Below are 24509 nucleotides of genomic sequence, written 5' to 3'. Positions count from 1 at the left end.
GAAAATTAAATCTGCAGCCAAAAAGTCATAGGACCGTCGTTGACCAAAGAGACCTGCATATCGGCTGCAAACTCACCCGTTTCGGTGGCCATTCCACGGTCGCGACAGGCGCTAACAAAGTATTCATAAAGATGTTTTGCCTGCTCGGGGCTTGCGCCTTTAGAGAAACCAGGCCGTAAGCCTTTATCGGTATCAGCCACCAAAGTGAACTGAGATACCACCAATAAACTGCCGCCAGCTTGCTGCACGTTAAGATTGGTTTTGCCTTGTTGGTCAGCAAAAATGCGGTACTTAATCACTTTTTCACAAAGCTTGGTGGCCTTTGCTTGGTCATCACCTTGCTCTACGCCTAACAGCACTAATAAGCCAGGTCCTATTTCACCAATAATTTGATCAGACACACTCACGCTGGCTTGTGTCACCCGTTGAATCAACGCAATCATTCAGACTCCTCAATGATACTACTGCTCTCTTGTGCTTGTTGGTCTTCGCTAAATTCGCCTAAAGCGGCGGTAATCTCGGCGCCAATTAACACCACTATCCAACTTACATAAACCCATACAAACAAAATAGGTATGGTAGCTAGTGCACCATAAATAACTTGGTAGGAAGGGAATGAGGCAACATAGAAAGCAAAACCTCGTTTACCCAATTCAAACAACAAAGCTGCCACTACAGCACCACTTAAACCATGGACAAAACGAATCGACTTATTTGGCACCAATAAATACAACAAGCAAAAGGCACCTATTGAAAACAATAAAGGCACCATGCGCAGTATTTGATTCCAAATGCCCAGCAGCGTCTCATCGGCAAATAGCTGCATTGAAAAAATATAGGAACTCAACGCTAAGCTGCCACCCATTAACAAAGGTCCCAAGGTTAGAATCATCCAATACATTGGAAAGGCACTACTCCAGCGGCGCTTTTCTTTAACCCGCCAAATAATATTCAAGCTATTATCAATCGCCGAAATGAGCATTAAGGCCACTACGGCTAAAGCTGCGATACCAACCGCAGTCATTTTTGAGGCGTTTTCCACAAAGCCGCGCAAGCTCTGCTTCACCACCTCACCAGAGGCCGGAACAAAGTTACTAAACACAAAATCTTCGATTAAGGTTTGAAAGCCAGAAAATACCGGGAAGGCACTAATAATTGAAAAGGTAACTGCTACTAAAGGCACCAAGGAGAGTAAGGTAACGTAAGCTAATGAGCCGGCGATCATAGTCAGTTTTTCTTGTTTTATCCGCTCAAACAAGAAAAGTGCAAAGGCTTTACTTTGCTGGAAAAGCGCTTGCCAATTAGGCGTTTTTTGCTGGAAAAGCGCTTGCCAATTAGGCGTTTTTTGCTGCCCGCTCATGATTCATTTCACTCCTTTGCATTATCTCGCTAAAGGATGAACTAGTTAATGATGCAACTCAAGTTTAACAAGGGTTTAAGCGGCAAACTTGGCTAAAAAAAGCTGAACAAAAGCTGATGTTTTTTTGAACTGAATCACATTAAGTGCTAGACTCCCGCCCCATTTCCTTTCGTTCTTTATTGGATCCTAAGAACATGTTTGAATTTCCAAAATTTCGGGGAGCTACAGTCAAAAATGACTTACTTTCCGGTTTAACGGTTGCACTCGCTTTAGTTCCTGAAGCTGTGGCCTTTGCCTTTGTTGCTGGCGTAGAACCTTTAGTAGGTTTATATGCAGCATTTATGGTGGGTTTAATTACTGCAGTAATTGGTGGTCGCCCAGGAATGATCTCTGGCGCAACGGGCGCTCTAGCGGTTGTAATGGTGGCCTTAGTCGCCGACCACGGCGTGGAGTATTTATTTGCCACCGTAGTATTAATGGGGATTTTGCAGGTTTTAGCTGGAGTCTTCCATTTGGGTAAATTTATCCGCATGGTGCCGCATCCAGTGATGCTAGGCTTTGTAAACGGCTTGGCCATTGTGATTTTCTTAGCCCAACTTGGTCAGTTTAAAGTGCCTAATGCTTTTGGCGAGTTAGAGTGGATGCAAGGTAGCCAGCTTTGGATCATGCTTGGTTTAGTTGCCATCACCATGGCAGTGATTCACTTCTTGCCAAAACTTACCAGCGCTATTCCAGCCTCGCTAGTGGCTATTGTAGGTGTTACCGCGGCCGTGCACGTACTTAACTTAGATACCCGTACAGTAGTTGATTTTGTTCGCGGTATGACCGGTGACGCCAACGCCACTATTGCTGGCGGTTTGCCAAGTTTCTCTATTCCAAGTGTGCCTTTAAACCTAGAAACACTAAAAATCATCTTCCCTTATGCCATCGTATTGGCGGCAATCGGTTTGATTGAATCGCTACTAACACTCACCGTAGTGGACGAAATGACCGGCACTCGTGGACACGGTAACAAAGAATGTATTGGCCAAGGTGTTGCTAACGTAACCACTGGCTTCTTTGGTGGAATGGGTGGTTGTGCCATGATTGGCCAGAGCATGATTAATATTCGCTCCGGTGGTCGTGGTCGTTTATCGGGTATTTCTGCCGCTTTAGCGCTATTAGGTTTCATTTTATTTGGTTCATCGCTAATCGAGATGATTCCGCTAGCCGCTCTAGTGGGTGTGATGTTCATGGTAGTGCTTGGCACCTTTGAGTGGGCCAGCTTACGCATGATAAACAAAGTGCCAAAAGCTGATTTCTTTGTGATTGTTCTAGTATCAGTGGTCACGGTATTCACCGATTTAGCGGTAGCTGTTGTGATTGGTGTAATCGTATCGGCCTTGGTATTTGCTTGGAATCACGCCAAACACATTTACGTGACTACCACTAGCGTAGATGAAGAACATAAAGTTTATGAGCTAGACGGTCCGTTGTTCTTTGGTTCTACCGCTAACTTCTTAGAGCTGTTCAACCCTGCTAACGACCCTAAAGATGTAGTGATTGATTTTGCTAAGTCTCGGGTAAGTGATCACTCCGCTATTGAAGCGATTGATACCCTGGCAGAGCGATATGAAAAAGCCGGTAAAACACTTCACCTTAAACACCTTAGCCCAGAGTGTCGCAAGCTACTCACTAAGGCAGGAAGCGCAGTAGAAGTGAACTTAATTGAAGATCCAAGTTATAAAGTTGCCACCGATACGCTAGATAACTAAGTAACCCTTAGCTAGCTGCGCAGCTTATAAGCGCCACAGTAAAACATCTAATAGCCGCTACTCGTTTGAGTTAGCGGCTTTTTTGAGCCCTTCGTGCTAGATTAAAACTATCTTTGTCGTTTAAAGGCCAACGGGTGCTCGATACCTTTCTCTCTGACTTAGGTCTTCTCATCTATGCTCTGCTTATCATAGCGGTGGCACTGCAAGTAATGTTAAAACGTCGCCCGGTTGGCGTAACCCTCACTTGGCTGTTACTTATTTTTGTTCTGCCATTGGTAGGCATTATTTGTTATCAGCTATTTGGAGAACGCTACCTAGGTAGGCTGCGAGCAAAGCGCGCGCGGCTAATGGAGGCCAAATATAAACAAAGCGTTCACCTTTTTAACCAGTCACCTCACGTGGTAAAACAGTCTTGTTCCGATGTTGCCGAGCCGCTCAACAAACTCACTCGTCGACTATTGGGTCTGCCTATATTAAGTGGCAACAAACTGCACAATTTCGAAGACTCTCTAGAAACCCTAAAGCAGCTCACCGCTGATATACAGCAAGCTGAATCTACGATTTACATGGAATTTTACATCGTTCAACAAGGCGGTTTGGTAGAGCCTTTGCTTGAGGCATTAGCTGATGCGGCCAAGCGAAAGGTGAGTGTTTACTTACTGGTTGATTCAGTGGGTTCTAGTGGATTCCTCAAGTCTAGCGCGTCAACACAGTTAGCTAAGGCTGGAGTTAAGTTGGTAGAAGCGCTGCATGCCAATCCAGTGCGAATGCTGCTACAACGCATCGATTTACGCCTGCACCGCAAAATCGTAGCGATTGATCAGCAGCTAGCCTACACCGGCTCGATGAACTTAGTTGACCCACGTTTTTTTAACCAACAACGTGGCGTGGGGCAGTGGGTAGACTTAATGCTAAGGGTAGAGGGCCCTGCTGCTTTAAACTTACAAGCAGTGGTTGCCTACGACATAGAAATGGAAACCGGCGAAGCCCTGATTGAGCAACTTGATTTACTCGCAGCCACCGAGCCAGTTGGTCAGCAGCGGATGCAAATTATGCCATCTGGCCCAGGCATATTTGGTGACCACATAATTCAATTACTGCTTAGCTCCTTATACCTGGCTAAACAGCAAATTGTATTAACCAGTCCCTACTTTGTGCCAGACGAAAGCTTGCAAATGGCGCTAGTCACAGCTGCCAGCAGAGGAGTAGAAGTGAACCTCATTTTGCCGGCGAGGAATGATTCATTTTTAGTCCGGTATGCCAGCCACTCCTTCTACCAGCAGCTATTAGATGCAGGCGTAAATATCTACAAATTTAATGGCGGTTTGTTACATACCAAAAGCCTACTCATAGACCAGCAAGTGGCCCTAGTGGGGACGGTAAATTTAGATATGCGCAGCCTGTGGCTTAATTTTGAAGTCACCTCGATCATTGATGACAAATTGTATGCGGAAGACTTGAATAGAATCATGCAACGCTATTTAGAGCAAAGTGCTCGTATCAACCCAATTGCTTGGCGGAAGCGACCCATTTACCGGCGTTTATTAGAAAATATCATTCATATTTTTAGCCCTCTCCTGTAGTCGAAGAACTAAGTAGCTGACTAGTCAGTTAATCATAAGTAGCAATTTGAGAGCTAAATCACATCAAAATGAACTCACTCCCTGAGCCAAATTTTTTATAAACTTGCAGATTTAACGCGCACCAAAATTAGCAAGATCACAATACAATTCTAACTCTAATATTTACTTTACATCCTTGTTTGTTATCCGCGCAAAATCCTAACCAATAGTTAATCAGTCTTTATATATACTTGATTACACTAGTAAAAAATGAGCGACTACAATGCGTGACTTGATTGATTAACGAAGGAGAAGCACATTGAGAAAGTCGATATGTTTAGGACTGTTAACACTCGCACTAACCGCTTGTGGCGGCAGTGACAACAGTACTAACGTGAGTGACGAGTTTGATCCAGACCAAGACGACCAAACAGTTAGCTCAGACGCCATTGAAGATGCCATCACCGAAGGTGGCGGTGACTTAGTGTTACGCGAGGATACCAGCACCACCGTAGTGGGTGAAATGTCATTGAAAGAAAGCCAAAGCCTTACAGTCAAAGGCGACTTAGTTATTAAATAGGAAACACGGATGAAAACAGTAGTATTAGCCTCAACCATTGCAGCGCTATTTTCAGTAACGGCAAATGCAGCTAGCCTTGATGTACATGGCGAAATAAAAGTAAATGGCAATGTAGTGATTGATAACGAGGGAAATTTTGTCGGTAACGGAAGTGATGTAACGCCGCCCCCTTCTGCCGACAGCATTAATTTTTCAGATTACTTTGTAAGTGGCATTAAACAAACCTTTGAAGCAAATTCCTTATGGCGCTCTGATTGGTCAAAAGAAACCCATATATTGACCTTTTATAACAATGGTCAGTTTCAGTTCGATGTTCTGAGCCTAGCAGGCGAATACCTATGGTATCACAAAGAAATTCCGACTGAAGATGGCTACACTTCAGAAAGCGGTCCTTCTGAAGATGAGATTTTGGGAAGACGCATTGTTAAAGTAGATTCGTTGCTTGAGTTACCTGAAACGGCTTACATCAACTCTGTATATGGCAAAATTCAAAAAGTTGAAAACTACGACCAGCAAGTTCGAGATGGCTACAACCATATGTATACCTCTCACGCCAGTTTCGCGTTATTAGGAAAGCTGAGTTTTGATAATGGATACGTACAATCAGATGACTGTATTGCTATAACTTACCAAGAAGAACTGCCTGAATACCAAGTAGTTTGTAAAGATATGGGCGTAGTAGAGGTGTCTCGTTACGACTTCAACAAAACCATGACTGAATTCGAAGTTATTGACGCATTACAAACAGCACAACCACATACTACTGTGCAAGCAGCAACTCTTGCGGCCCAAAGAGCACAAACACAGGACTAAACCTAGCGGCTATTTAAACGAGAGAATCTTAGGTACTCTCGTTTAATAATGAATCTTTATTCACCACCTTAAAATCCTGTTTAAACTTCCCCCTCAACATTTAGCAAACTACCGACCTGACAAAGCACCAGTATATGCAATACCAAAAGACCACTCCGCAGATAGCATGAATAAGGTTTTCACAGTGACCAACATGAGTTAGAGCACAGTTTCATACAATAAGTATCTAATTTAAGTGACTAAATCCCTTAAAAAACCTCTAATTGATGGCATTGTAATTATTGAGATTAACTAGCACTGCTAGACATTTAAGGGATTAATTAGGTTTTCCAGTGAGTAATCAACAACCCAGCACCATGGCGCCTCGTAAGTTGCAGTTGTCTGCATCTTCAGTCAAGCAACTTTCAGTACAACATCAAGCTGACGAGCTCGCCCAACGCTATCAACGTTACTTCCAAGCCAGTATTGCTAGCAATGATGAAGAAGTAGCTAAGATCTACCAATTGCGCCACCGCGTGTATTGCGAAGAATTTCAATTTGAACCAAGTAATCAGCTACAAATGGAGCGAGATGTTTATGACGGCTACTCGCATTACTGCCGAGTGCAGCACCTAAACTCTGGCTTAGATGCTGGTTGCCTAAGAATGGTCAGCCCTAATAAGCAGCAAAGCATTCCCTTACTAGATACTTGTAAATCCGCCATTAGCCATCAAGAGCTTCACCCAGAAAACTTTGCCAAAGAGAGTATTTGCGAAGTCTCTCGCGTAGCCTTAGATACCCAGTTTCGCCGGCGAAAAATTGATCGTAAAAATGGCGCGACTCCAGCAGGAGCAGGCTTAAACGAATTTAGTCAAAAAGAGCTACGTACCTTTCCCTATATCACCATGAGTTTATATTTAGCTGCTTCAATCGTTGCCGAGCAATGTGGGATAAAGCACGCCTACGTGATGGTTGAGCCAAAACTTGCCCGCAGCCTGTCTATGTTTGGCATTAAGATGACTCGGATTGGGCCTAATATTGATTATCACGGCATTCGCGCGGCTTACCATATTACCCTAGAGCGCTTTCAAGAGCATTTACCGATGCTTTACCAGCCCTTGTTCGAGCTAATAAAACAAACCGTTCAACCTAGTCCGGCACTACTCGCAGGCAATACCCAGCTAAGTTCTTTGCTTACAGAAATTTAGACATTGCCGCTAAATTTTAGGCAATAAAAAAGGCAGCCTAGGCTGCCTTTTAACGCTAAATCAAAATTAAGATTTAGGCGGACGACCAGCACGCTTACGTTCGTTTTCGGTTAACAAACGTTTACGAATACGAATGCTTTCAGGAGTCACTTCTACTAGCTCGTCATCATCAATGAACTCTAGCGCTTGCTCAAGAGTCATAAGAATCGGTGGTGTTAGTACCTGTGCTTCATCAGTACCTGAAGAACGTACGTTAGTTAACTGTTTACCTTTCAAACAGTTTACTGTTAGATCGTTATCACGGCTGTGAATACCCACGATTTGTCCTTCGTATACTTCGTCGGCGTGTTGAGTAAACAAACGACCACGATCTTGTAGGTTATACAAAGAGTACGTTAGTGCTTTACCGGTAGCATTTGAGATCAGTACGCCGTTTTGACGTTGACCAATAGTACCGCCCTTATGTGGGCCATAACGTTCAAAAGTATGGTAAATCAAACCAGACCCTGAAGTTAAGGTCATAAATTCAGTTTGGAAGCCCATTAGACCACGGCTTGGCATCAAGAAGTCCATGCGAACACGGCCTTTACCATCTGGCGCCATATCTGTAAGGTCACCCTTACGTAAGCCCATTTGCTCCATAACACTACCCTGATGCGCTTCTTCAACATCAATGGTTACTGTTTCGTACGGTTCTTCAAGCTTACCATCAACAGTACGCAGAATTACTTCTGGACGTGATACAGCAAGCTCGAAACCTTCACGGCGCATATTTTCGATAAGAATACCAAGGTGAAGCTCACCACGGCCAGATACACGGAATTTATCCGGATCGTCCATCTCTTCAACACGTAAAGCAACGTTATGAACCATCTCTTTTTGTAGACGCTCAAGAATGTTTCGAGAGGTAACAAATTTACCTTCTTTACCAGCAAACGGAGAGTTGTTTACTTGGAAAGTCATGTTAACTGTAGGTTCGTCAACACTAAGCGGTGTCAAAGCTTCAACGTTATTAGTATCACACACCGTGTCTGAGATTTTCAGCTCACCTAAGCCAGTGATCGCGATGATGTTACCGGCTTCAGCTTTTTGCGTTTCTTGACGCTCTAAACCTAAGTAACTTAGTACTAGGCCAACTTTACCGTTACGTGTCTTACCATCAGCTCCCACTACGGTAACTTGTTGGTTAGGCACAACACTACCGCGAGTAATACGGCCTACACCGATAACACCTACGTATGAGTTGTAATCAAGCTGAGAGATTTGCATTTGGAAATCGCCGCTTGGATCTGCTACAGGAGGGGCAACATTATCAACAATCGCTTGGAATAAAGGTTCCATGTTGTCTGATGGCTCGTCTAAATCCATAGTCGCCCAACCATTAATGGCTGATGCATACACAACCTTAAAGTCTAGCTGATCATCAGTTGCGCCTAGGTTATCAAACAAATCAAAAACTTGATCCATAACCCAATCAGGACGAGCGCCGGGCTTGTCGATTTTATTGATAACCAGAATAGGTTTTAAACCTTGAGCAAACGCTTTTTGAGTTACAAAGCGTGTTTGTGGCATAGGACCTTCTTGTGCGTCAACCAATAGCAATACAGAGTCTGCCATAGACATTACACGTTCTACTTCGCCGCCAAAGTCGGCGTGTCCGGGAGTATCAACAATGTTGATGTGGTAATCCTGCCACTCGATCGCAGTATTCTTCGCAAGAATAGTAATACCACGCTCTTTTTCAATATCGTTAGAGTCCATGACTCGCTCTTCAGCATCGCCACGGGTGGTTAGTGTTCCTGATTGCTGCAACAGTTTGTCTACCAGGGTGGTTTTCCCGTGGTCGACGTGAGCAATAATGGCGATGTTTCTTAACTTATCTAGCACGGCGTTTAGCCCTTTATATATTGAGGTAAAATCAAAAAGTGGGCTATTGTACATATAAACGGCAAATTCTCATAGTTTTAAGTTGATCACGGTTTTCCCGCTACCCAATTAGGGTATGATAGCTAGGGCCAAAAACTCACTGCACCAAAATGGACAATAATGGCACCAACTAAGTGCAACACTCTGCACTAAATTGAGGCCTTATCATTTTTTGGCCATTAAAATCAGCACCTTATGTGTTGGCATAGTTTTAGCTTGATGCAACACAACCACGATTATTCGTATAAATAACTATTAAATCGATTGAACCATCAATTTTGATGACACTGGAGGTTAAAAACATGTCTGCAGAAGTTTTAGCTTTGCTTAAAGAGCAAGAAGTTAAATTTGTTGACCTACGCTTTACTGATACTAAAGGTAAAGAGCAACACGTATCTATTCCATCTCACCAAGTTGACGAAGATTTCTTCTCAGACGGTAAAATGTTTGATGGCTCTTCAATCTCAGGTTGGAAAGGCATTAACGAATCAGACATGGTATTGATGCCTGACGCCGCTACTGCTGTATTAGACCCATTCACAGAAGAAGTTACTTTAAACATTCGTTGTGACATTCTTGAGCCTTCTACAATGCAAGGTTACGACCGTGACCCACGTTCTGTAGCTAAGCGCGCTGAAGAGTACATGCGTTCTACTGGTATTGCTGATGCAGCATATTTCGGTCCAGAACCAGAATTCTTCTTGTTTGACGATGTTAAATACAAAACTGACATGTCAGGTTCTATGTACAAAATTGATGCTGATGAAGCATCTTGGAACTCAGACAAACACTTCGAAGATGGTAACACTGGTCACCGTCCTGGCGTTAAAGGCGGTTACTTCCCAGTAGCTCCAGTTGACTCTTCACAAGACCTACGCTCAGCAATGTGTCTAGTTCTTGAAGAAATGGGTCAAACTGTTGAAGCTCACCACCACGAAGTAGCAACTGCTGGTCAGAACGAAATCGCAACTTTATTCAACTCTATCGTTGAAAAAGCTGATGAAACTCAGGTTCTTAAGTATGTTGTACACAACGTAGCTCACGCTTACGGTAAAACAGCAACCTTTATGCCTAAGCCAGTTGTTGGTGATAACGGTAGCGGTATGCACGTTCACCAATCAATTTGGAAAGACGGCGAAAACTTATTTGCTGGCGACCTATACGGCGGCCTATCTGAAACTGCATTGTTCTACATTGGCGGTATCATCAAGCACGCTAAAGCAATTAACGCTTTTGCTAACGCTTCTACTAACTCTTACAAGCGTCTAGTACCTGGTTTCGAAGCACCTGTTATGCTTGCTTACTCAGCACGTAACCGTTCAGCTTCTATCCGTATTCCAGTAGTACCATCGCCTAAAGCGCGTCGTATTGAAGTACGTTTCCCTGACCCAACAGCTAACCCTTACCTAGCATTCTCTGCAATGTTGATGGCTGGCCTTGACGGGATCAAAAACAAAATCCACCCTGGCGATGCTATGGACAAGGATTTATACGACCTACCTGCAGAAGAAGCAGCTGAAATCCCACAAGTGGCAACTTCACTTGAAAATGCACTAGCTTGCCTAGACGCAGACCGTGATTTCTTAACAGCTGGCGGCGTATTCAGCAACGATTACATCGATTCTTACATCGCATTGAAATCTGCTGACGTTGAGCGCATCAACATGACAACTCACCCTGTTGAGTTTGAATTGTACTACAGCGTATAAACAAAACGTTACACGGCTTAAAAAACCCGCTTTAAAGCGGGTTTTTTTATTGCTTTTCAATACGTTTTTGCCCACCTTTAGCTAGTTGAATGGAGGAATTATCAATGAGCAAATGGTTTGCTATAGCTTTATTAATCAGTGGCGCAATCTTTGGCGTCCAAGCGGCTGACAAAATTTACCAATGGGTGGATGAAAATGGCGTGACTCATTTCTCTGACCGCCCTCAAGTTGGCGCCACTGAACTAAAAGTCGATGTAGCTCCGCCAGCCACCGACGGCCCTATTGTCACACCGCGTACCCCACTGAAAAAGAAACAAAAACCCATTCAGTATCAAGTTAACATTACCAGCCCAAGCCACGAGCAAACTATTCGTGATAACGAAGGCAAAATCTCAATTAGTGCCAGCTCTACCCCACTTCCCTTAAACAGCATGGGCTACAAATTGGTGCTTGATGGCGTACCGCAGGGGCAAATCACTAAAATGGGTAGCTTCCAGCTCACCAACATTGATCGCGGTGCTCATACAATTCAGGTGCAGCTAGTTGATGATTCAGGCAAGGAAATTGCATCGTCTAAGCCCATAACCGTATTCTTGCACCGCGCTAACGCATTTGGCGCTGGAGCGGCCGCAGCGGGGGGAGGCTAATTAGCCACTCTCTGCTTTTTGAGCTTAAACTCAGTGCAAGGGCACCAAGTTGGTGCGCATCATTCAGGAGAGAGTAGTGTTAGAGATTTCTGGGCTAGAGCGCTTGGTATTGGAAAATCAAGTTACCGCCATTGTGTTACTTGATGCAGAACTAAAGATTCAATACGTTAATGCCTCAGCAGAACAACTACTCGGCCAAAGTGCTAAGCGGCTTATTGATGAGCCGCTAGCGACTCAAGTGAAACATAGCTCACTGGATCTCGGTAAACTCGATACTGTATGTCGTTCTGGGCAAAGCTTCACTGACAATGAAGTGACCTTAGTTTTTGATAGCCACCATGCGCTGGTAGAGCTATCAGCCACACGCATCCAAAATCGAAGTTTATTGATGCTAGAAATGCGTGCCATTGGCCAGCAAAAGAAAATATCCCAAGAGCTCTATCAACATGCTCAACAACAAGCAGCCAAAGAATTGGTGCGTGGCTTGGCCCACGAAATTAAAAACCCGCTTGGCGGTTTGCGAGGCGCAGCCCAATTACTCGAAAAAGAGTTGGTGAATCCAGAGCTAAAAGAATTCACTGGCATCATTATTGAGCAAGCTGACCGCTTAAGAAAATTGGTTGACCGATTGCTTGGCCCACAGCGACCGGGTTTACATGAGCTGCACAATGTTCATTCAGTACTCGAGAAAGTTAGACAACTAGTTAAGCTTGATTTGCCCGAAGGCATTAGTGTTGAGCGTGACTACGATCCAAGTATTCCTGACTTTGAAATGGATCATGAACAGCTGCTGCAGGCATTTCTCAATATTGTACAAAATGCAGTGCAAGCACTTGGCGAAAATGGCGGTAATATCAACATTATTACGCGCACTGCACATCAAGCTACTATCGCCGGCCAGCGCTTTAAGCTCGCCGCAGAAATTAGAATTATCGACAATGGACCAGGCATTCCAACCGAGCTACTCGACACGCTGTTCTACCCTATGGTAACAGGCCGAGAAGGCGGAACTGGTTTAGGTTTGTCTATTGCGCAAAATTTGATAAATCAGCATAAAGGGAAGATTGAATGTGCCAGTTGGCCAGGTCATACCGAATTTACCATTCACCTTCCTCTCAGACGTTAAGGAAGTACTAACATGGCAGCAACAATATGGGTCGTTGATGACGACAGCTCCATTCGGTGGGTGTTAGAAAAAGCTTTAAAAACTGCGGGTTACGACTGCTTAAGTTTTGCCGATGGTGAAATGATGCTTCAGCAGCTGGATTATGAGCAACCAGACGTAGTGATCTCAGACATTCGCATGCCAGGCATGGACGGTTTGAGCTTATTAGAAAAAATACAAAACCACTTTCCAGAGATGCCGGTTATTATTATGACCGCCCACTCAGACTTAGATAGCGCGGTAAACGCTTACCAGCGCGGCGCGTTTGAGTATTTACCTAAACCCTTTGATATCGATGAAGCAGTAGCCCTAACCGAGCGTGCAGTCACTGTTTCTCGCGAGCAGAAAGGTAATAAAGCAAACAACAAACCTAGCTCACCTGCGCCAGAAATCATTGGTGAAGCACCCGCCATGCAGGAAGTGTTTCGCGCCATTGGCCGCTTATCTCGCTCAAGCATTTCAGTACTCATTAATGGCCAATCGGGTACCGGTAAAGAGCTAGTCGCCCACGCTTTACATAAACACAGCCCACGTGCCAGCGGCAGCTTCATCGCGTTAAACATGGCAGCGATTCCAAAAGATTTGATTGAATCAGAGCTATTTGGTCACGAGAAAGGCGCATTTACTGGAGCCAATAACATCCGTCATGGCCGCTTTGAACAAGCTAATGGCGGCACTCTGTTTTTGGATGAAATTGGTGATATGCCACTGGATATTCAAACTCGTTTGTTAAGAGTATTGGCCGACGGGCAGTTTTATCGCGTAGGCGGTCATTCTCCTGTACAGGTTGATGTGCGAATCATTGCAGCGACTCACCAAAATTTAGAGAAAAAAGTAGCAGAAGGCGACTTCCGTGAAGACTTATTCCACCGTCTAAACGTAATTCGCGTTCACCTGCCGTCATTATGTGAGCGCCGTGAAGACATTCCGGCACTAGCCAAACATTTCTTAGAGATAGCAGCAAAAGAGTTAAACGTAGAAAGCAAATTGCTACACAAAGATACTCAGCGTTTTATGATGCAATTAGCCTGGCCTGGCAACGTAAGACAGTTAGAAAACGTCTGTCGCTGGTTAACGGTAATGGCCAGTGGACAAGAGGTGCTACCTGCAGATCTTCCGCCAGAGTTAAGCCAACCAGTAGTAACAGAAACCGGCGAAACTGCCGATGCTAATTGGCGTTCGCTGCTTAAGAGCTGGGTTTCTCAGCAGTTAGTTTCTGGACAAATCGACATACTCGGTGAGGCGATGCCTGACTTTGAGCGCATCATGCTAACTACCGCTTTAGAGCATACCCATGGCCATAAGCAAGAAGCAGCCAGACTGCTTGGTTGGGGGCGTAATACCCTTACCCGTAAACTCAAAGAGTTAGACGTAGAGGCTTAGAACACGACAGGTAATAAAAAAGGAGAACGGTGAGTTCTCCTTTTTTGTGGGCGCAGTTTATAGCACTTCAGCTGTTAAGCCTCCACCAAAGGCGCGCTTTTATAACTGCAGGCTTTTTGCGGACAAACTTCTCGCTTACCAGCTGCTGTTTTCTTTAAGACTAATAACTTCCAACCACAATCCGGGCAAGGCTTGGCGATAGGCTGATCATTCACTGCATAGGAGCATTTAGGGTAAGCGTTGCAGGCATAAAAGGTTTTGCCATAACGCGACTGCCTAGCCGCTAACTTACCTTTATTGCATGAGGGGCAGCTTATTTCAGGTGTGCTTTGCGCCTGCGGTTGAGCCGATTCAATATGCTGACAACTAGGGAAAGCGCTACAGCCAATGAACATCCCGTAACGTCCTTGGCGCAGCATTAACTCTTCACCACATTCTGGACACTCGGTCCCAGGCAGCACTTTATCTAAAGAATGATCTTGCTGATGCAAGGCACGGCTATAGTCACAACTGGGATATTGGCTGCAACCTAAAAACGGTCCAGATTTACTGTTGCGATGCTGTAGTTCGCCACCACATTTTGGGCAAACGTCGTATTCTTTTTCTAAGGCGTGTTCGTGGGCAGAAAATAACTTTGGATCGATCTTAGACATGCTGACACCTCGTTAAACTTTGCTAAGCATAACAAAATGGCGCGAATAGGCTATTGATTCGACGCAAGCACCGCTTTTATCGAAGCAATAATCGGTGCACGGCCTTAATTGCAGCGCACCTTTTATCGTTGAGTCAGTATTTAGTGCAGCGGACCATCACCCAAATCGAATAATAACTCTTCCATTTGCTGATAAGCCGACTCACTGCCCGGAACATTAAATAGCACCATTAAGATGACCCATTTTAAATCTTCCAGTTCTAACTCTGGTCCATCAAGTTCCATTACGCGGTCAATCACCATTTCACGGGTTTCCGCGTTAAGTACCTTCATCTGCTCTAAGAACAGTAAAAAGCCTCGGCACGGTACATCCAACTTGGCAATTTCTGGTGCGGTATACACCCGTAATGAGGGAATCTCCGAAGGATTTAAATAAGGCTGTTTGTCGCTATCTTGCAAGGCTGCAAGCTGCTCCAACCAATCTAGTGCCTTATAGATTTCTTCTTTATGAAACCCTGCGCGACTGAGCTCTTCTGTAAGCTCATCGTGATCCATCAACAGCTCTACATCACTATGAATGTAGGTTTCGAACAGATACATGAGGATATCAAACATAGTTAGTTCCTCCTCAGCTTGACGTAACCACCTGGCACAACGGCCACAACACCCAATATCTCTAACTCAGTTAACTGAGCCAGTACAGCATCAACAGGTTGTTGAGTGCTTAAGACTAAATCATCAATTGTTGTAGTCTCATAAGCTACGTTATCCAACAATTGCCGATAAGGCAAATCTTGTTCTTGCATATTTTGCTCCACCGCATGCAACGGCAAAGCAGATTGACCAGAAAAGGCGCCTAACTCTTCTATTATATCGACCGGACAAGTCACCAATTTAGCTCCTTGTTGAATCAAATGATGACAACCGGCATGCAGGGGATCATCAATAGAACCCGGCATGGCAAATACATCACGGCCTTGTTCAGCGGCGTAATTCGCAGTGAGTAAAGAGCCACTGGGTAACCCCGCTTGCACCACTAAGGTTGCCAAACTTAAGCCACTGATAATGCGATTACGCCGTGGAAAATGATTGGCTTTGGCGGCTGTACCGGGCCAAAACTCGCTCACAATTGCGCCCTGCTCGCTAATTTGATGCGCTAGCGCCTGGTGACGCTTTGGATATACCCTATCTAAACCCGTTGCCACAACGGCAATAGTGGCATCAGGTTTTGCTAACAGCGCCCCTTTGTGAGCCGCTGCATCAATCCCTAGAGCCATGCCACTGGTAATGGTGACTCCTTGCTCTGCGATTTGCTGAGCAAAACGCTTGGCATGATTTAAACCCGAAACACTAGCATGACGACTACCGACTATTGCTAACTGAGGTTTATCTAACAGTGCGGGATTACCGCGCACAAATAGCAACAAAGGAGGACGCTGGATATTGCGTAAGCATTCGGGGTAGCGCGGGTCAAAACACCCCAATAAATGGCAATCGTCTTGTTCAAGCCAGGCTAGTGCTTGTTCAATGCGCGCCTGTTTGGGTTGCAGTAGTGCAGAAATTTGCGGAGGGCTAAATTGCCAAGCAGCCAATTGGCTGGCATCAGCAGCAAATAGCTGCTCGACACTGCATTGGCTTAAAGCAGCTTGCAAACGCGCCACCGAGAAACGGGGCACGCCTGCAAGTGTAAGATATTGAACTACCGATAAGTTCGGTAGCAACTATAGGTTCTCCACCAAATAGTGCGGGCGAAGAATCACTTTGCTGTCGGTAATAATCGCATAGCTCAGTTTTTCGTAACTCTTAAATACCATCAGCTCACCGACTTTCTCGTTAGGTAGCGATACTCTCTCATCGTCACTATTAAAAGCACGGTCGAAGTGATTAGCAGTTTCTTCGTAAGACTTACGCCTTACTTTATCAATCATCACTTTACCTGGTTGCGCTATGGCAAACATATCGCCTGGTTCAACGTTATCGCGGGTACCTTTGTTAATCACCACTACATCGTAACGGCTCATTACCGAGGTATCGGTAGCGGCAGAAAGAATGTAGCCACTGCTTTCCATCTGTTTGTTATTTGGAATGAAATAAGCCGGTAAACGATCTTGGTCTGGCAACTCCAGCATAATATCGCCTTGGCGAATTTCTTTTAATACTTGGGTCACCTTAAACTGGGTGATGTTGTCTTCATGCTGACGCTCTGACACCCCAACACCAATAAAGTTAAGCACCTGGCCTAGCTCTTCTTTAGTTTCCGGATCATAGTATTTATCAGCAATGCGGTAGATGCCGTAGTATTGACCAGGCTTAGTCTCACCACGGGCATACATTGCACGGCCAATGGCAATACGCGACTGCGCATCATTGTCGCCCAATACGTAAGGTGCACCTTTCAGCATATCGTCGTCGGCAATATGATCGTGAGACAAAAAGGCACTAATTGAAGCCAGCGGTACCGTTGGGATTGGGCTGGCCTTCTCCTCTATACGCGCCTTAGGTGTAACTTTTACAATACGTTTACGCACTAAACGTGGCTCACCGTCTTCATATACTAATGATAAGCGGTCACCTGGGTAAATCAGGTGAGGATTCTCAACTTGCGGGTTGAATTGCCACAAGCGCGGCCAAAGCCACGGAGAGTGCAAATATAAGGCTGAGATATCCCATAAGGTATCGCCTTTTTTCACCACATAGACTTCGGGAAAATCCTCCTTTAGTTTCAGTGTGTCAGCAATAGCACCTCCCACTAAAAACAACAAAGAGGCCCAAAGCCAAACTAATTTTTTCCCTTTCATAGTGTCTCCCAGCGACATCCCTATATCCAAAGCTGTTTTTTAGTCACATAAATGACTAGAATTACCGACAATCTACCAAAACCTGATTGAAGACAGAAGTTATGGCTGTACTTGAAGTATTGCGTTTTCCTGATGAACGCCTGCGTACTATAGCGCAACCCGTTAATAATATTGACGATAAAGTTAAAACTATAATCGAAAACATGTTTGAAACCATGTATCAAGAGGAAGGAGTTGGCCTAGCTGCGACACAGGTCAACATTCACCAGCAAATTGTAGTGATTGACGTATCAGATACGCGAGATCAACGACTTGCGTTAATTAACCCTGAAATCATCGAAACTGATGGTGAAGCCTTAAATGAAGAAGGTTGTTTATCGGTTCCCGAGTATCGCGCCCAAGTGCCAAGAGCAGAAAAGATTACCGTAAAATCTTTAGACGCCGACGGTAATGAGCAAGTATTTGAAGCCGAGGGCCTATTGGCAATTTGTGTACAACATGAATTAGACCACCTTAAAGGTAAGTTATTTATCGATTACTTGTCGCCACTTAAGCGCCAGCGAGTAAAAACTAAACTCGAAAAACTTGCTCGCCGCCAGTAAGCCACCACTAAGGTAATACACAGCATGACGCCATTGCGGATCATCTTTGCCGGCACGCCCGACTTCGCGGCGCGCCACCTAAGCGCATTAATTGCCAGTGACCACCAAGTGGTTGCAGCCTACACCCAGCCAGATCGTCCTGCTGGGCGGGGTAAAAAACTACAAGCTAGTCCCGTAAAGCAGCTGGCACTTGAGCACAACATTGCAGTTTTCCAACCAGAAAACTTTAAGAGTGGAGAAGCGCAACAGCAGTTGGCAGAGCTAAGCGCCGATTTAATGGTGGTAGTGGCTTACGGTTTGCTGCTGCCACAAGTTATTCTAGATACACCGCGTTTAGGCTGCATTAATGTGCATGGTTCTTTATTGCCTCGTTGGCGAGGTGCTGCGCCAATTCAACGCTCAATTTGGGCGGGTGATAGCCACTCAGGCGTAACCATCATGCAAATGGACATTGGCTTAGATACCGGCGACATGCTGTTATTGGATGAAGTAGAAATAGCCAAAGATGAAACCAGCGCCTCACTCTACGACAAGCTGGCGGACGTAGGCCCGCACTCGCTGGTTAAAGCGCTAGACGGCTTAGCTAAGGGTGAACTTAGTGCCGAAGCGCAAGACGATAGCCAAGCTAACTACGCCAAAAAGCTGAGCAAAGCTGAAGCATGTATCGATTGGCAACAAGACGCAGAGTTTATCGAGCGCTGCATTCGCGCCTTTAATCCTTGGCCGGTGAGTTACTTCACCCTAGGCGACAAAAATATCAAAGTATGGCAAGCCAGTGTGCTTGAGCACTCTGGTCAGCAAACGCCGGGCACAATCATCGCAGCCGATAAACACGGCATTGTGGTGGCCACAGGTAAAGATGCTTTACGCCTTGAGCAAATTCAGATCCCAGGTAAAAAAGCCTTAGCCGCAGCCGATGTGCTAAATGCTCGAAAAGAATGGTTTGAACTCGGTTCTAAGCTGGAGAGCGCCAATGGCTGAGCAGCCAAAAACCAAACAGATTAACGCCCGCGCCGCAGCTGCAAATATTTTGTATCAAGTGGTGGACCAAGGTCAGTCGCTTAGCCAAATGTTGCCGCGGGTATTGCCTCAAGTTGTCGCCCGCGATCATGCCCTAGTAAAAGAGTTGTGTTTTGGGGTACTACGCTGGTTACCGCGTTTTGAAGCGGTACTACAACAGCTGATGGATAAACCCTTAAAGGGTAAAACTCGCAACGGCCACTTCTTGCTGATGGTAGGTTTATACCAACTATTTTATATGCGAGTTCCGGCCCACGCAGCTGTGTCTGAAACCGTATCAGCCACCAGCCAGTTAAAGCTACATAGCCTTAAAAAACTGGTGAACGGTGTACTACGCAATGCCGAACGCCAGCGCGAGCAATTGGAGCCACAACTCACTGCCAACGACAGTTTGCAATATTGCCACCCCAGCTGGATAAGCAAGCGTTTAAAGGCGGCTTATCCCGAGCAATGGGCACAAATACTCGAGGCCAATAACCAACACGCTCCAATGTGGATACGAGTTAACGCCCTTCAAGGTGAACGAGATGCTTACCAAGCGGAATTAGCCGCTCTAGAGATCTCCAGCCAAAGCTCTACACTGGCGCAGCAAGCTTTGTGTTTAGATAAAGCGCAGCCCGTACACAAATTACCTCGCTTCGCCGAAGGCGCTAGTTCAGTACAAGATGGCGCAGCGCAAATGGCGGCCAGCTTATTAGACGCTCAAGCTGGAGAGCGAGTATTAGATGCTTGCGCCGCACCGGGCGGAAAAACCTGTCACATCCTCGAACTGCAACCTTCACTAAGTGAACTAGTTGCGGTCGATACCGAACAAACACGCTTAAATCGAGTAACCGAGAATTTAGAGCGTATCGGCCTTAAGGCCACTTTGCATTGTAATGATGCCAGTAAACCAGAGCGCTGGAATGACCAAGCTTTCGACCGCATTTTGCTAGACGCTCCTTGCTCGGCAACCGGTGTTATTCGCCGTCATCCAGACATTAAGTGGCTGCGCCGTGACAGTGACATTGCCGAACTAGTAAAACTGCAGAAAGAGATTTTAGAGGCGCTTTGGCAACAGCTAAAACCTGGCGGCGTGATGCTTTACGCAACCTGCTCGGTATTGCCAGATGAAAATAGCCAACAAATCGCGGCATTTTTGCAACAAACCGATGATGCTGAATTAATGCCAATTAACCCAGATGAAACAGCAGCTCAACCTGGATGGCAACTTTTACCCGGCAACAATAACATGGATGGTTTTTATTATGCTCGACTTCGGAAAACCACCGCTTAGGCTTGCCTTTCGCGCCATCAAGAGTAACACTAAAAAATAGCAATAAACGCTTAAGGTATTGTTAGCAAATGAAAATCATTATTCTTGGAGCGGGCCAAGTAGGTGGCACGTTAGCGGAAAACTTAGTGGGTGAAAAATCTGATATCACCCTAGTAGATACTAATCAAGACCGCCTACGAGAGCTGCAAGATAAGTTTGATTTACAAGTAGTGTTTGGTCATGCCGCCCACCCCAGCGTATTACGCGAAGCGGGGGCACACGACGCCGACATGCTGGTTGCTGTAACTAACAGCGACGAAACCAATATGGCCGCTTGCCAAATTGCTTACACCCTTTTCAATACCCCCAACAAGGTTGCGCGAATTCGCTCGGAAGAGTTACTGGCCGAGAAAGAAGCGCTGTTTTGTAATGAAGCTGTGCCGCTTGACCATCTGATTGCTCCCGAGCAACTGGTTACCGACTACATTAGCCGCTTAATTGATTACCCAGGCGCATTGCAGGTCATGCAATTTGCCCGAGGCCGGGTTGGCTTGGTGGCGATTAAAGCCTATTACGGAGGCCCGTTGGTGGGCAATGCCTTGTCGGTATTGCGCGACCACATGCCCGATATCGAAACGCGAGTTGCGGCTATTTTCCGTCAAGGCCGAGCCATTCGCCCACAAGGCACCACGGTGATTGAAGCCGACGACGAAGTATTTTTTGTTGCAGCCAGTGACCACATTCGCAAAGTAATGGCCGAGCTACAGAAGCTTGAGAAGCCCTACCGACGCTTAATGATTGTTGGTGGTGGTAACATTGGCGCAGCGCTAGCTAAGCGTTTAGAGAGCCAATACAGCGTTAAACTGATTGAACGTAACCAACGCCGCGCCGAGCAACTGGCAGAAATGCTCAACAATACAATTGTGTTTTGTGGCGATGCTTCCGATCAAGAGTTGCTCAGCGAAGAAAACATCGAACAAGTTGACGTATTTATTGCCGTAACCAACGATGACGAAGCCAACATTATGTCGGCCATGCTTGCCAAGCGAATGGGTGCCAAAAAGGTGATGGTGCTGATTCAACGAGGCGCTTATGTGGAACTGGTGCAAGGCGGTACAATTGATATTGCTATCTCACCACAACAAGCCACTATCTCCGCCCTGCTTACTCACGTTCGCCGGGCCGATATTGTTAATGTTTACTCACTGCGTCGCGGTGCTGCCGAAGCCATTGAAGCGATCGCCCATGGTGACAAAAATACTTCTAAGGTAGTGGGCCGCAGCATTGGCGAACTTAAGTTGCCACCAGGCACCACGATTGGTGCGGTTGTGCGTGGCAACGAAGTGATTATTGCTCACGACGATACCAAAATTGAACAAGACGACCACGTAGTGATGTTCTTAGTGGATAAGAAGTTTATCCCTGAAGTAGAACGCTTATTCCAGCCTAGCCCTTTCTTCTTATAGGCTAATTTTAACATGATGATTGCCCCCGATCTTCGGCCCATCATGTTTGTAACGGGTTTAGTATTGTCTAAACTCAGCCTGCTCATGCTTGCTCCTTTAGCCTTGGGCATGGCTTATGATGAGCCAGATTACGTTGAGTTTTTCTACACGATTGTCGTCACCCAGACGGTTGCTTTTGCCTTAATTCGCTGGGGTAAAAAACCCAACTTTAAGCTCTCGGTACGGGGGATGTTTTTACTCACCACTACGGTGTGGTTAATTGCCTGTATTTTTGGCGCGCTGCCACTGTATCGAATTGACCATATTAGCTTCACCGATGCCTTTTTTGAGACCATGTCAGGGCTTACCACTACTGGCTCTACGGTGCTGGCCGGTTTAGATGACATGCCCAAAAGCGCCTTGTTGTGGCGCTCTATGCTGCAATGGATTGGTGGAATTGGTTTCATCGTTTTAAGCGTGGCGATTTTACCCTTTCTGAACGTTGGCGGCATGCGCTTGTTCCAAACCGAATCCTCGGATTGGTCAGACAAAAATACACCCAAAACCAAGAATGTAGCCAGCAACATGCTCAAGGTGTATCTGCTGCTATCCATTTTGTGTGCCGGCGCTTATCACTTAACGGGCATGGATTGGTTTGAAGCAATTAACCATGCAATGACCACCATCTCTACCGGCGGCTATTCCACCTCCGATGAGTCGATGGCTCATTTTAGTAATGCCAGCCATTGGGTCGGCAGTGTATTTATGTTACTCGGCGGCCTGCCCTTTTTGCTGTTAGTACAATCACTTCGCCATAAAGATCCGCGCTATATTTGGCGAGATGCCCAAGTAAGAGGCTTTGTAAGCCTAATCTTGATTGTTGGCGGCATGATGAGTATCTGGCTTTGGTTGCATGGCACTTTTCCGCTGCTAGATGCGCTGCGTATCAGTATTTTTAATATCATTTCCATAGTAACTACCACCGGTTATGGCTTAACCGACTTTAGTCACTGGGGGAGCTTCACCACGGTATTGTTTATCTTTCTAATGCTGGTTGGGGCCTGTTCAGGTTCAACTTCGGGGGGGATAAAAATCTTCCGTTTTCAACTGGCCAGCGGTTTGTTTTCGCGCCAACTTAAACAGCTGGTTCATCCCAACGGGATTTATCCACACCGCTACAACGGCCGGGTGGTAAGCGAGCAGCATATTCGCTCACTGGTGGCCTTTATCTTTGCCTTTTTCTTTACTTTAATTTTGCTAGCTAGCGGCTTAGCCTTGTTGGGTTTAGACCCAATAACCGCTTTGTCTGGGGCAATGACCGCCTTAGCTAACGTAGGTCCAGGCTTGGGCAGAGTGATTGGGCCCGACCATAACTTTCATCTGTTACCAGATTCAGCCAAGTGGCTGCTGTCTTTAGGCATGTTATTGGGAAGGCTAGAAGTATTAACTGTGCTGGTATTGTTTTTACCTGCTTACTGGCGTTACCGTTAGTGGCGACGATTACGCACTACGTAAGGATTTAACCACCACCACAGCCCAAGGTAAACCAAGTACAAGCCAACAATGATGGTTTTATGCTGATTGGTGCCTGCATCCACAATCTCAAAATCTACGTTCATAATTCGGCAATACAGCCAGGCGATCACTATCGAGCTATAGATGATAGAAAAACGCCACAAAGTGAGTAGCAATGAACGTAAGGCACCAAGTAGCATGACAAATTACCTAAGCAAACAAACCCAAGGGTGAGCGACTAAAAGCCACTACCAAGAGCTGAGCAAATACAGCAATAGCAGCTAAACCCGCCAATAATCTCACTAGCTGATTTGGCGCTCGCTTAAGGGCAAACATCCCTAATACAATATACACCACCAATAGCACTACTTTAGCTGTCAGCCAATCTTGAGCTATTGGATATTGTTGTAGCATCACGCAGAGCAAAATAGCCGCGACGAGCAAGCCTGTATCAATAATATGCGGTAGCACTTTTAACCAAGTGCGCTTGAGTAATGACGAACCGAATAAGGCAAGAATCCAGCGAAAAATAAAGCCTAATATGCTTAGCATTGCCAAGCTCATATGCAGGTGTTTCACCATTGGATAGTACTCGAGCATTGCTTATCCTTTCTGTATTCGCAATTTTTAATCCGACCAGTGTATTAACTTGCATTTAATACCACAAACCTTTTCTTGAATAACAAATTTACAACATCATCTAGGTAGCTGATTAACAAAAGAATAAGTGGATAATAGTCACAGCATAACGGCTATACTGCTGTTTTATTCGGCAATTCATCACCAATAACGTGATCTAGCTCTCTTGGGGGATCTGCTAAACTGTGGGAGAGTGTCGCCACTATCTTATCTTTTTATTAACAAATGCCGGAGCTGGCCATGTCAGAAGCACCCAATATGCTACCTGCCATCGACATATTAATGTGTCATACAGGAGCCTCGTTTTTAGATGCATGCCAAGAATTAGGCGTAGACCCTAACGAAATGGCAGAATTTGGTTCCGCAGACCCAATAGACTCACAAGAAAATTAAAAAAAAGGCAGCGTTAGCTGCCTTTTTCATTCATGACACCGCTTAATACCCTGCCTAATAATTCAGCAATCACTAAATAAAATTATACTTAAAAGGCTTTTACA

24 protein-coding genes are annotated in these 24509 nt (G+C 45.5%); 15 read left to right on the top strand and 9 right to left on the bottom strand.

Annotated features, from left to right (window positions below):
* Positions 1 to 5: 5 nt before the first annotated feature.
* A complete protein-coding gene (dtd, locus tag K5609_RS01070; protein ID WP_221075606.1) occupies positions 6 to 443 on the bottom strand; it encodes a D-aminoacyl-tRNA deacylase in 438 nt (145 codons plus the stop codon).
* Entirely contained in the window at positions 440 to 1360 is a 921-nt protein-coding gene (locus tag K5609_RS01065; RefSeq protein ID WP_221075605.1) for a virulence factor BrkB family protein, read from the bottom strand. Before K5609_RS01065 ends, dtd begins: the two co-directional genes overlap by 4 nt.
* Positions 1361 to 1554: 194 nt before the next feature.
* Between K5609_RS01065 and K5609_RS01060 the strand changes: the two genes are divergently transcribed.
* The 5 genes from K5609_RS01060 to K5609_RS01040 all read left to right on the top strand — a co-directional run bounded on the left by K5609_RS01060 (position 1555) and on the right by K5609_RS01040 (position 7256).
* Entirely contained in the window at positions 1555 to 3114 is a 1560-nt protein-coding gene (locus K5609_RS01060; protein WP_163133881.1) for a SulP family inorganic anion transporter, read from the top strand.
* Positions 3115 to 3248: 134 nt separating this feature from the next.
* On the top strand, positions 3249 to 4697 hold the full coding sequence (gene cls, locus K5609_RS01055) for a cardiolipin synthase (RefSeq protein ID WP_221075604.1): 1449 nt from the start codon (positions 3249 to 3251) through the stop codon (positions 4695 to 4697).
* A gap of 298 nt (positions 4698 to 4995) precedes the next feature.
* Complete coding sequence (locus K5609_RS01050; protein WP_221075603.1) at positions 4996 to 5256, top strand: hypothetical protein; 261 nt, start codon at positions 4996 to 4998, stop codon at positions 5254 to 5256.
* A gap of 9 nt (positions 5257 to 5265) precedes the next feature.
* Positions 5266 to 6069: a hypothetical protein gene (locus K5609_RS01045; RefSeq protein WP_221075602.1), complete on the top strand. Its 804-nt coding sequence runs from the start codon at positions 5266 to 5268 to the stop codon at positions 6067 to 6069.
* A gap of 332 nt (positions 6070 to 6401) precedes the next feature.
* Positions 6402 to 7256 (top strand): PEP-CTERM/exosortase system-associated acyltransferase, encoded by an 855-nt coding sequence (locus K5609_RS01040; RefSeq protein ID WP_221075601.1) that lies wholly within the window; start codon positions 6402 to 6404, stop codon positions 7254 to 7256.
* A 66-nt stretch (positions 7257 to 7322) separates the two neighbouring features.
* Here K5609_RS01040 and typA read toward each other — a convergent pair whose 3' ends face one another.
* Positions 7323 to 9197, bottom strand: coding sequence for a translational GTPase TypA (gene typA, locus K5609_RS01035; protein ID WP_221075600.1), 1875 nt, complete (start codon positions 9195 to 9197; stop codon positions 7323 to 7325).
* 287 nt (positions 9198 to 9484) lie between these two features.
* Here typA and glnA point away from each other — a divergent pair, with 287 nt between their 5' ends.
* The 4 genes from glnA (at position 9485) to glnG (ending at position 14086) form a co-directional block, all read left to right on the top strand.
* Positions 9485 to 10891, top strand: coding sequence for a glutamate--ammonia ligase (gene glnA / locus K5609_RS01030; protein WP_163133875.1), 1407 nt, complete (start codon positions 9485 to 9487; stop codon positions 10889 to 10891).
* Positions 10892 to 10995: 104 nt separating this feature from the next.
* Complete coding sequence (locus tag K5609_RS01025) at positions 10996 to 11538, top strand: DUF4124 domain-containing protein (RefSeq protein WP_221075599.1); 543 nt, start codon at positions 10996 to 10998, stop codon at positions 11536 to 11538.
* A 76-nt stretch (positions 11539 to 11614) separates the two neighbouring features.
* A complete protein-coding gene (gene glnL, locus K5609_RS01020) occupies positions 11615 to 12664 on the top strand; it encodes a nitrogen regulation protein NR(II) (RefSeq protein ID WP_221075598.1) in 1050 nt (349 codons plus the stop codon).
* A gap of 12 nt (positions 12665 to 12676) precedes the next feature.
* The gene (gene glnG, locus K5609_RS01015) at positions 12677 to 14086 is read left to right on the top strand and encodes a nitrogen regulation protein NR(I) (RefSeq protein WP_221075597.1); all 1410 of its coding nucleotides are present in this window, start codon (positions 12677 to 12679) and stop codon (positions 14084 to 14086) included.
* 74 nt (positions 14087 to 14160) lie between these two features.
* On the opposite strand, the gene K5609_RS01010 is transcribed toward glnG, so the two are convergent.
* The 4 genes from K5609_RS01010 to K5609_RS00995 form a co-directional block, all read right to left on the bottom strand.
* Positions 14161 to 14739 carry a DNA topoisomerase family protein gene (locus K5609_RS01010; protein ID WP_221075596.1) on the bottom strand — a complete coding sequence of 193 codons (579 nt, stop codon included), beginning with the start codon at positions 14737 to 14739 and terminating at the stop codon, positions 14161 to 14163.
* A 140-nt stretch (positions 14740 to 14879) separates the two neighbouring features.
* Positions 14880 to 15353, bottom strand: coding sequence for a DUF494 family protein (locus K5609_RS01005; RefSeq protein ID WP_016399899.1), 474 nt, complete (start codon positions 15351 to 15353; stop codon positions 14880 to 14882).
* Between the two features lie 2 nt (positions 15354 to 15355).
* Positions 15356 to 16459 carry a DNA-processing protein DprA gene (gene dprA, locus K5609_RS01000; RefSeq protein ID WP_221075595.1) on the bottom strand — a complete coding sequence of 368 codons (1104 nt, stop codon included), beginning with the start codon at positions 16457 to 16459 and terminating at the stop codon, positions 15356 to 15358.
* A complete protein-coding gene (locus K5609_RS00995; RefSeq protein WP_221075594.1) occupies positions 16460 to 17536 on the bottom strand; it encodes a LysM peptidoglycan-binding domain-containing protein in 1077 nt (358 codons plus the stop codon).
* Between the two features lie 101 nt (positions 17537 to 17637).
* On the opposite strand from K5609_RS00995, the gene def reads away from it, so the two are divergent.
* From def to K5609_RS00970, 5 genes are all read left to right on the top strand, one after another.
* Complete coding sequence (gene def / locus K5609_RS00990; protein WP_221075593.1) at positions 17638 to 18138, top strand: peptide deformylase; 501 nt, start codon at positions 17638 to 17640, stop codon at positions 18136 to 18138.
* Between the two features lie 24 nt (positions 18139 to 18162).
* Positions 18163 to 19119, top strand: coding sequence for a methionyl-tRNA formyltransferase (fmt, locus tag K5609_RS00985; protein WP_221075592.1), 957 nt, complete (start codon positions 18163 to 18165; stop codon positions 19117 to 19119).
* Positions 19112 to 20434 (top strand): 16S rRNA (cytosine(967)-C(5))-methyltransferase RsmB, encoded by a 1323-nt coding sequence (gene rsmB, locus K5609_RS00980; RefSeq protein WP_221075591.1) that lies wholly within the window; start codon positions 19112 to 19114, stop codon positions 20432 to 20434. Before fmt ends, rsmB begins: the two co-directional genes overlap by 8 nt.
* A 68-nt stretch (positions 20435 to 20502) precedes the next feature.
* Entirely contained in the window at positions 20503 to 21879 is a 1377-nt protein-coding gene (gene trkA / locus K5609_RS00975) for a Trk system potassium transporter TrkA (protein WP_221075590.1), read from the top strand.
* Between the two features lie 12 nt (positions 21880 to 21891).
* Positions 21892 to 23349, top strand: coding sequence for a TrkH family potassium uptake protein (locus K5609_RS00970; RefSeq protein ID WP_425514828.1), 1458 nt, complete (start codon positions 21892 to 21894; stop codon positions 23347 to 23349).
* On the opposite strand, the gene K5609_RS00965 is transcribed toward K5609_RS00970, so the two are convergent.
* The gene (locus K5609_RS00965; RefSeq protein WP_221075589.1) at positions 23346 to 23573 is read right to left on the bottom strand and encodes a hypothetical protein; all 228 of its coding nucleotides are present in this window, start codon (positions 23571 to 23573) and stop codon (positions 23346 to 23348) included. The genes K5609_RS00970 and K5609_RS00965 overlap by 4 nt on opposite strands.
* Before the next feature lie 10 nt (positions 23574 to 23583).
* Positions 23584 to 23973 (bottom strand): SirB2 family protein, encoded by a 390-nt coding sequence (locus K5609_RS00960; RefSeq protein ID WP_221075588.1) that lies wholly within the window; start codon positions 23971 to 23973, stop codon positions 23584 to 23586.
* A gap of 279 nt (positions 23974 to 24252) precedes the next feature.
* On the opposite strand from K5609_RS00960, the gene K5609_RS00955 reads away from it, so the two are divergent.
* Positions 24253 to 24405 carry a hypothetical protein gene (locus K5609_RS00955; protein WP_016399909.1) on the top strand — a complete coding sequence of 51 codons (153 nt, stop codon included), beginning with the start codon at positions 24253 to 24255 and terminating at the stop codon, positions 24403 to 24405.
* Positions 24406 to 24509 lie beyond the last annotated feature (104 nt).

Origin of the sequence: Agarivorans aestuarii, assembly GCF_019670125.1 — a bacterium.
In the GTDB taxonomy this organism is placed as follows: domain Bacteria; phylum Pseudomonadota; class Gammaproteobacteria; order Enterobacterales; family Celerinatantimonadaceae; genus Agarivorans; species Agarivorans aestuarii.
Note: the sequence above shows the minus strand (reverse complement) of the source record. Positions and strands in the feature narration are given on the sequence as shown.

Bases quoted from the DNA above. Each gene is read 5' to 3' on its own strand.
- dtd (WP_221075606.1), bottom strand. From the start codon at position 443: ATGATTGCGTTGATTCAACGGGTGACACAAGCCAGCGTGAGTGTGTCT.
- K5609_RS01065 (WP_221075605.1), bottom strand. From the start codon at position 1,360: ATGAGCGGGCAGCAAAAAACGCCTAATTGGCAAGCGCTTTTCCAGCAA.
- K5609_RS01060 (WP_163133881.1), top strand. From the start codon at position 1,555: ATGTTTGAATTTCCAAAATTTCGGGGAGCTACAGTCAAAAATGACTTA.
- K5609_RS01045 (WP_221075602.1), top strand. From the start codon at position 5,266: ATGAAAACAGTAGTATTAGCCTCAACCATTGCAGCGCTATTTTCAGTA.
- typA (WP_221075600.1), bottom strand. From the start codon at position 9,197: ATGTACAATAGCCCACTTTTTGATTTTACCTCAATATATAAAGGGCTA.
- glnA (WP_163133875.1), top strand. From the start codon at position 9,485: ATGTCTGCAGAAGTTTTAGCTTTGCTTAAAGAGCAAGAAGTTAAATTT.
- K5609_RS01025 (WP_221075599.1), top strand. From the start codon at position 10,996: ATGAGCAAATGGTTTGCTATAGCTTTATTAATCAGTGGCGCAATCTTT.
- glnG (WP_221075597.1), top strand. From the start codon at position 12,677: ATGGCAGCAACAATATGGGTCGTTGATGACGACAGCTCCATTCGGTGG.
- K5609_RS01010 (WP_221075596.1), bottom strand. From the start codon at position 14,739: ATGTCTAAGATCGATCCAAAGTTATTTTCTGCCCACGAACACGCCTTA.
- K5609_RS01005 (WP_016399899.1), bottom strand. From the start codon at position 15,353: ATGTTTGATATCCTCATGTATCTGTTCGAAACCTACATTCATAGTGAT.
- K5609_RS00995 (WP_221075594.1), bottom strand. From the start codon at position 17,536: ATGAAAGGGAAAAAATTAGTTTGGCTTTGGGCCTCTTTGTTGTTTTTA.
- def (WP_221075593.1), top strand. From the start codon at position 17,638: ATGGCTGTACTTGAAGTATTGCGTTTTCCTGATGAACGCCTGCGTACT.
- fmt (WP_221075592.1), top strand. From the start codon at position 18,163: ATGACGCCATTGCGGATCATCTTTGCCGGCACGCCCGACTTCGCGGCG.
- rsmB (WP_221075591.1), top strand. From the start codon at position 19,112: ATGGCTGAGCAGCCAAAAACCAAACAGATTAACGCCCGCGCCGCAGCT.
- trkA (WP_221075590.1), top strand. From the start codon at position 20,503: ATGAAAATCATTATTCTTGGAGCGGGCCAAGTAGGTGGCACGTTAGCG.
- K5609_RS00970 (WP_425514828.1), top strand. From the start codon at position 21,892: ATGATGATTGCCCCCGATCTTCGGCCCATCATGTTTGTAACGGGTTTA.
- K5609_RS00965 (WP_221075589.1), bottom strand. From the start codon at position 23,573: ATGCTACTTGGTGCCTTACGTTCATTGCTACTCACTTTGTGGCGTTTT.
- K5609_RS00960 (WP_221075588.1), bottom strand. From the start codon at position 23,973: ATGCTCGAGTACTATCCAATGGTGAAACACCTGCATATGAGCTTGGCA.
- K5609_RS00955 (WP_016399909.1), top strand. From the start codon at position 24,253: ATGTCAGAAGCACCCAATATGCTACCTGCCATCGACATATTAATGTGT.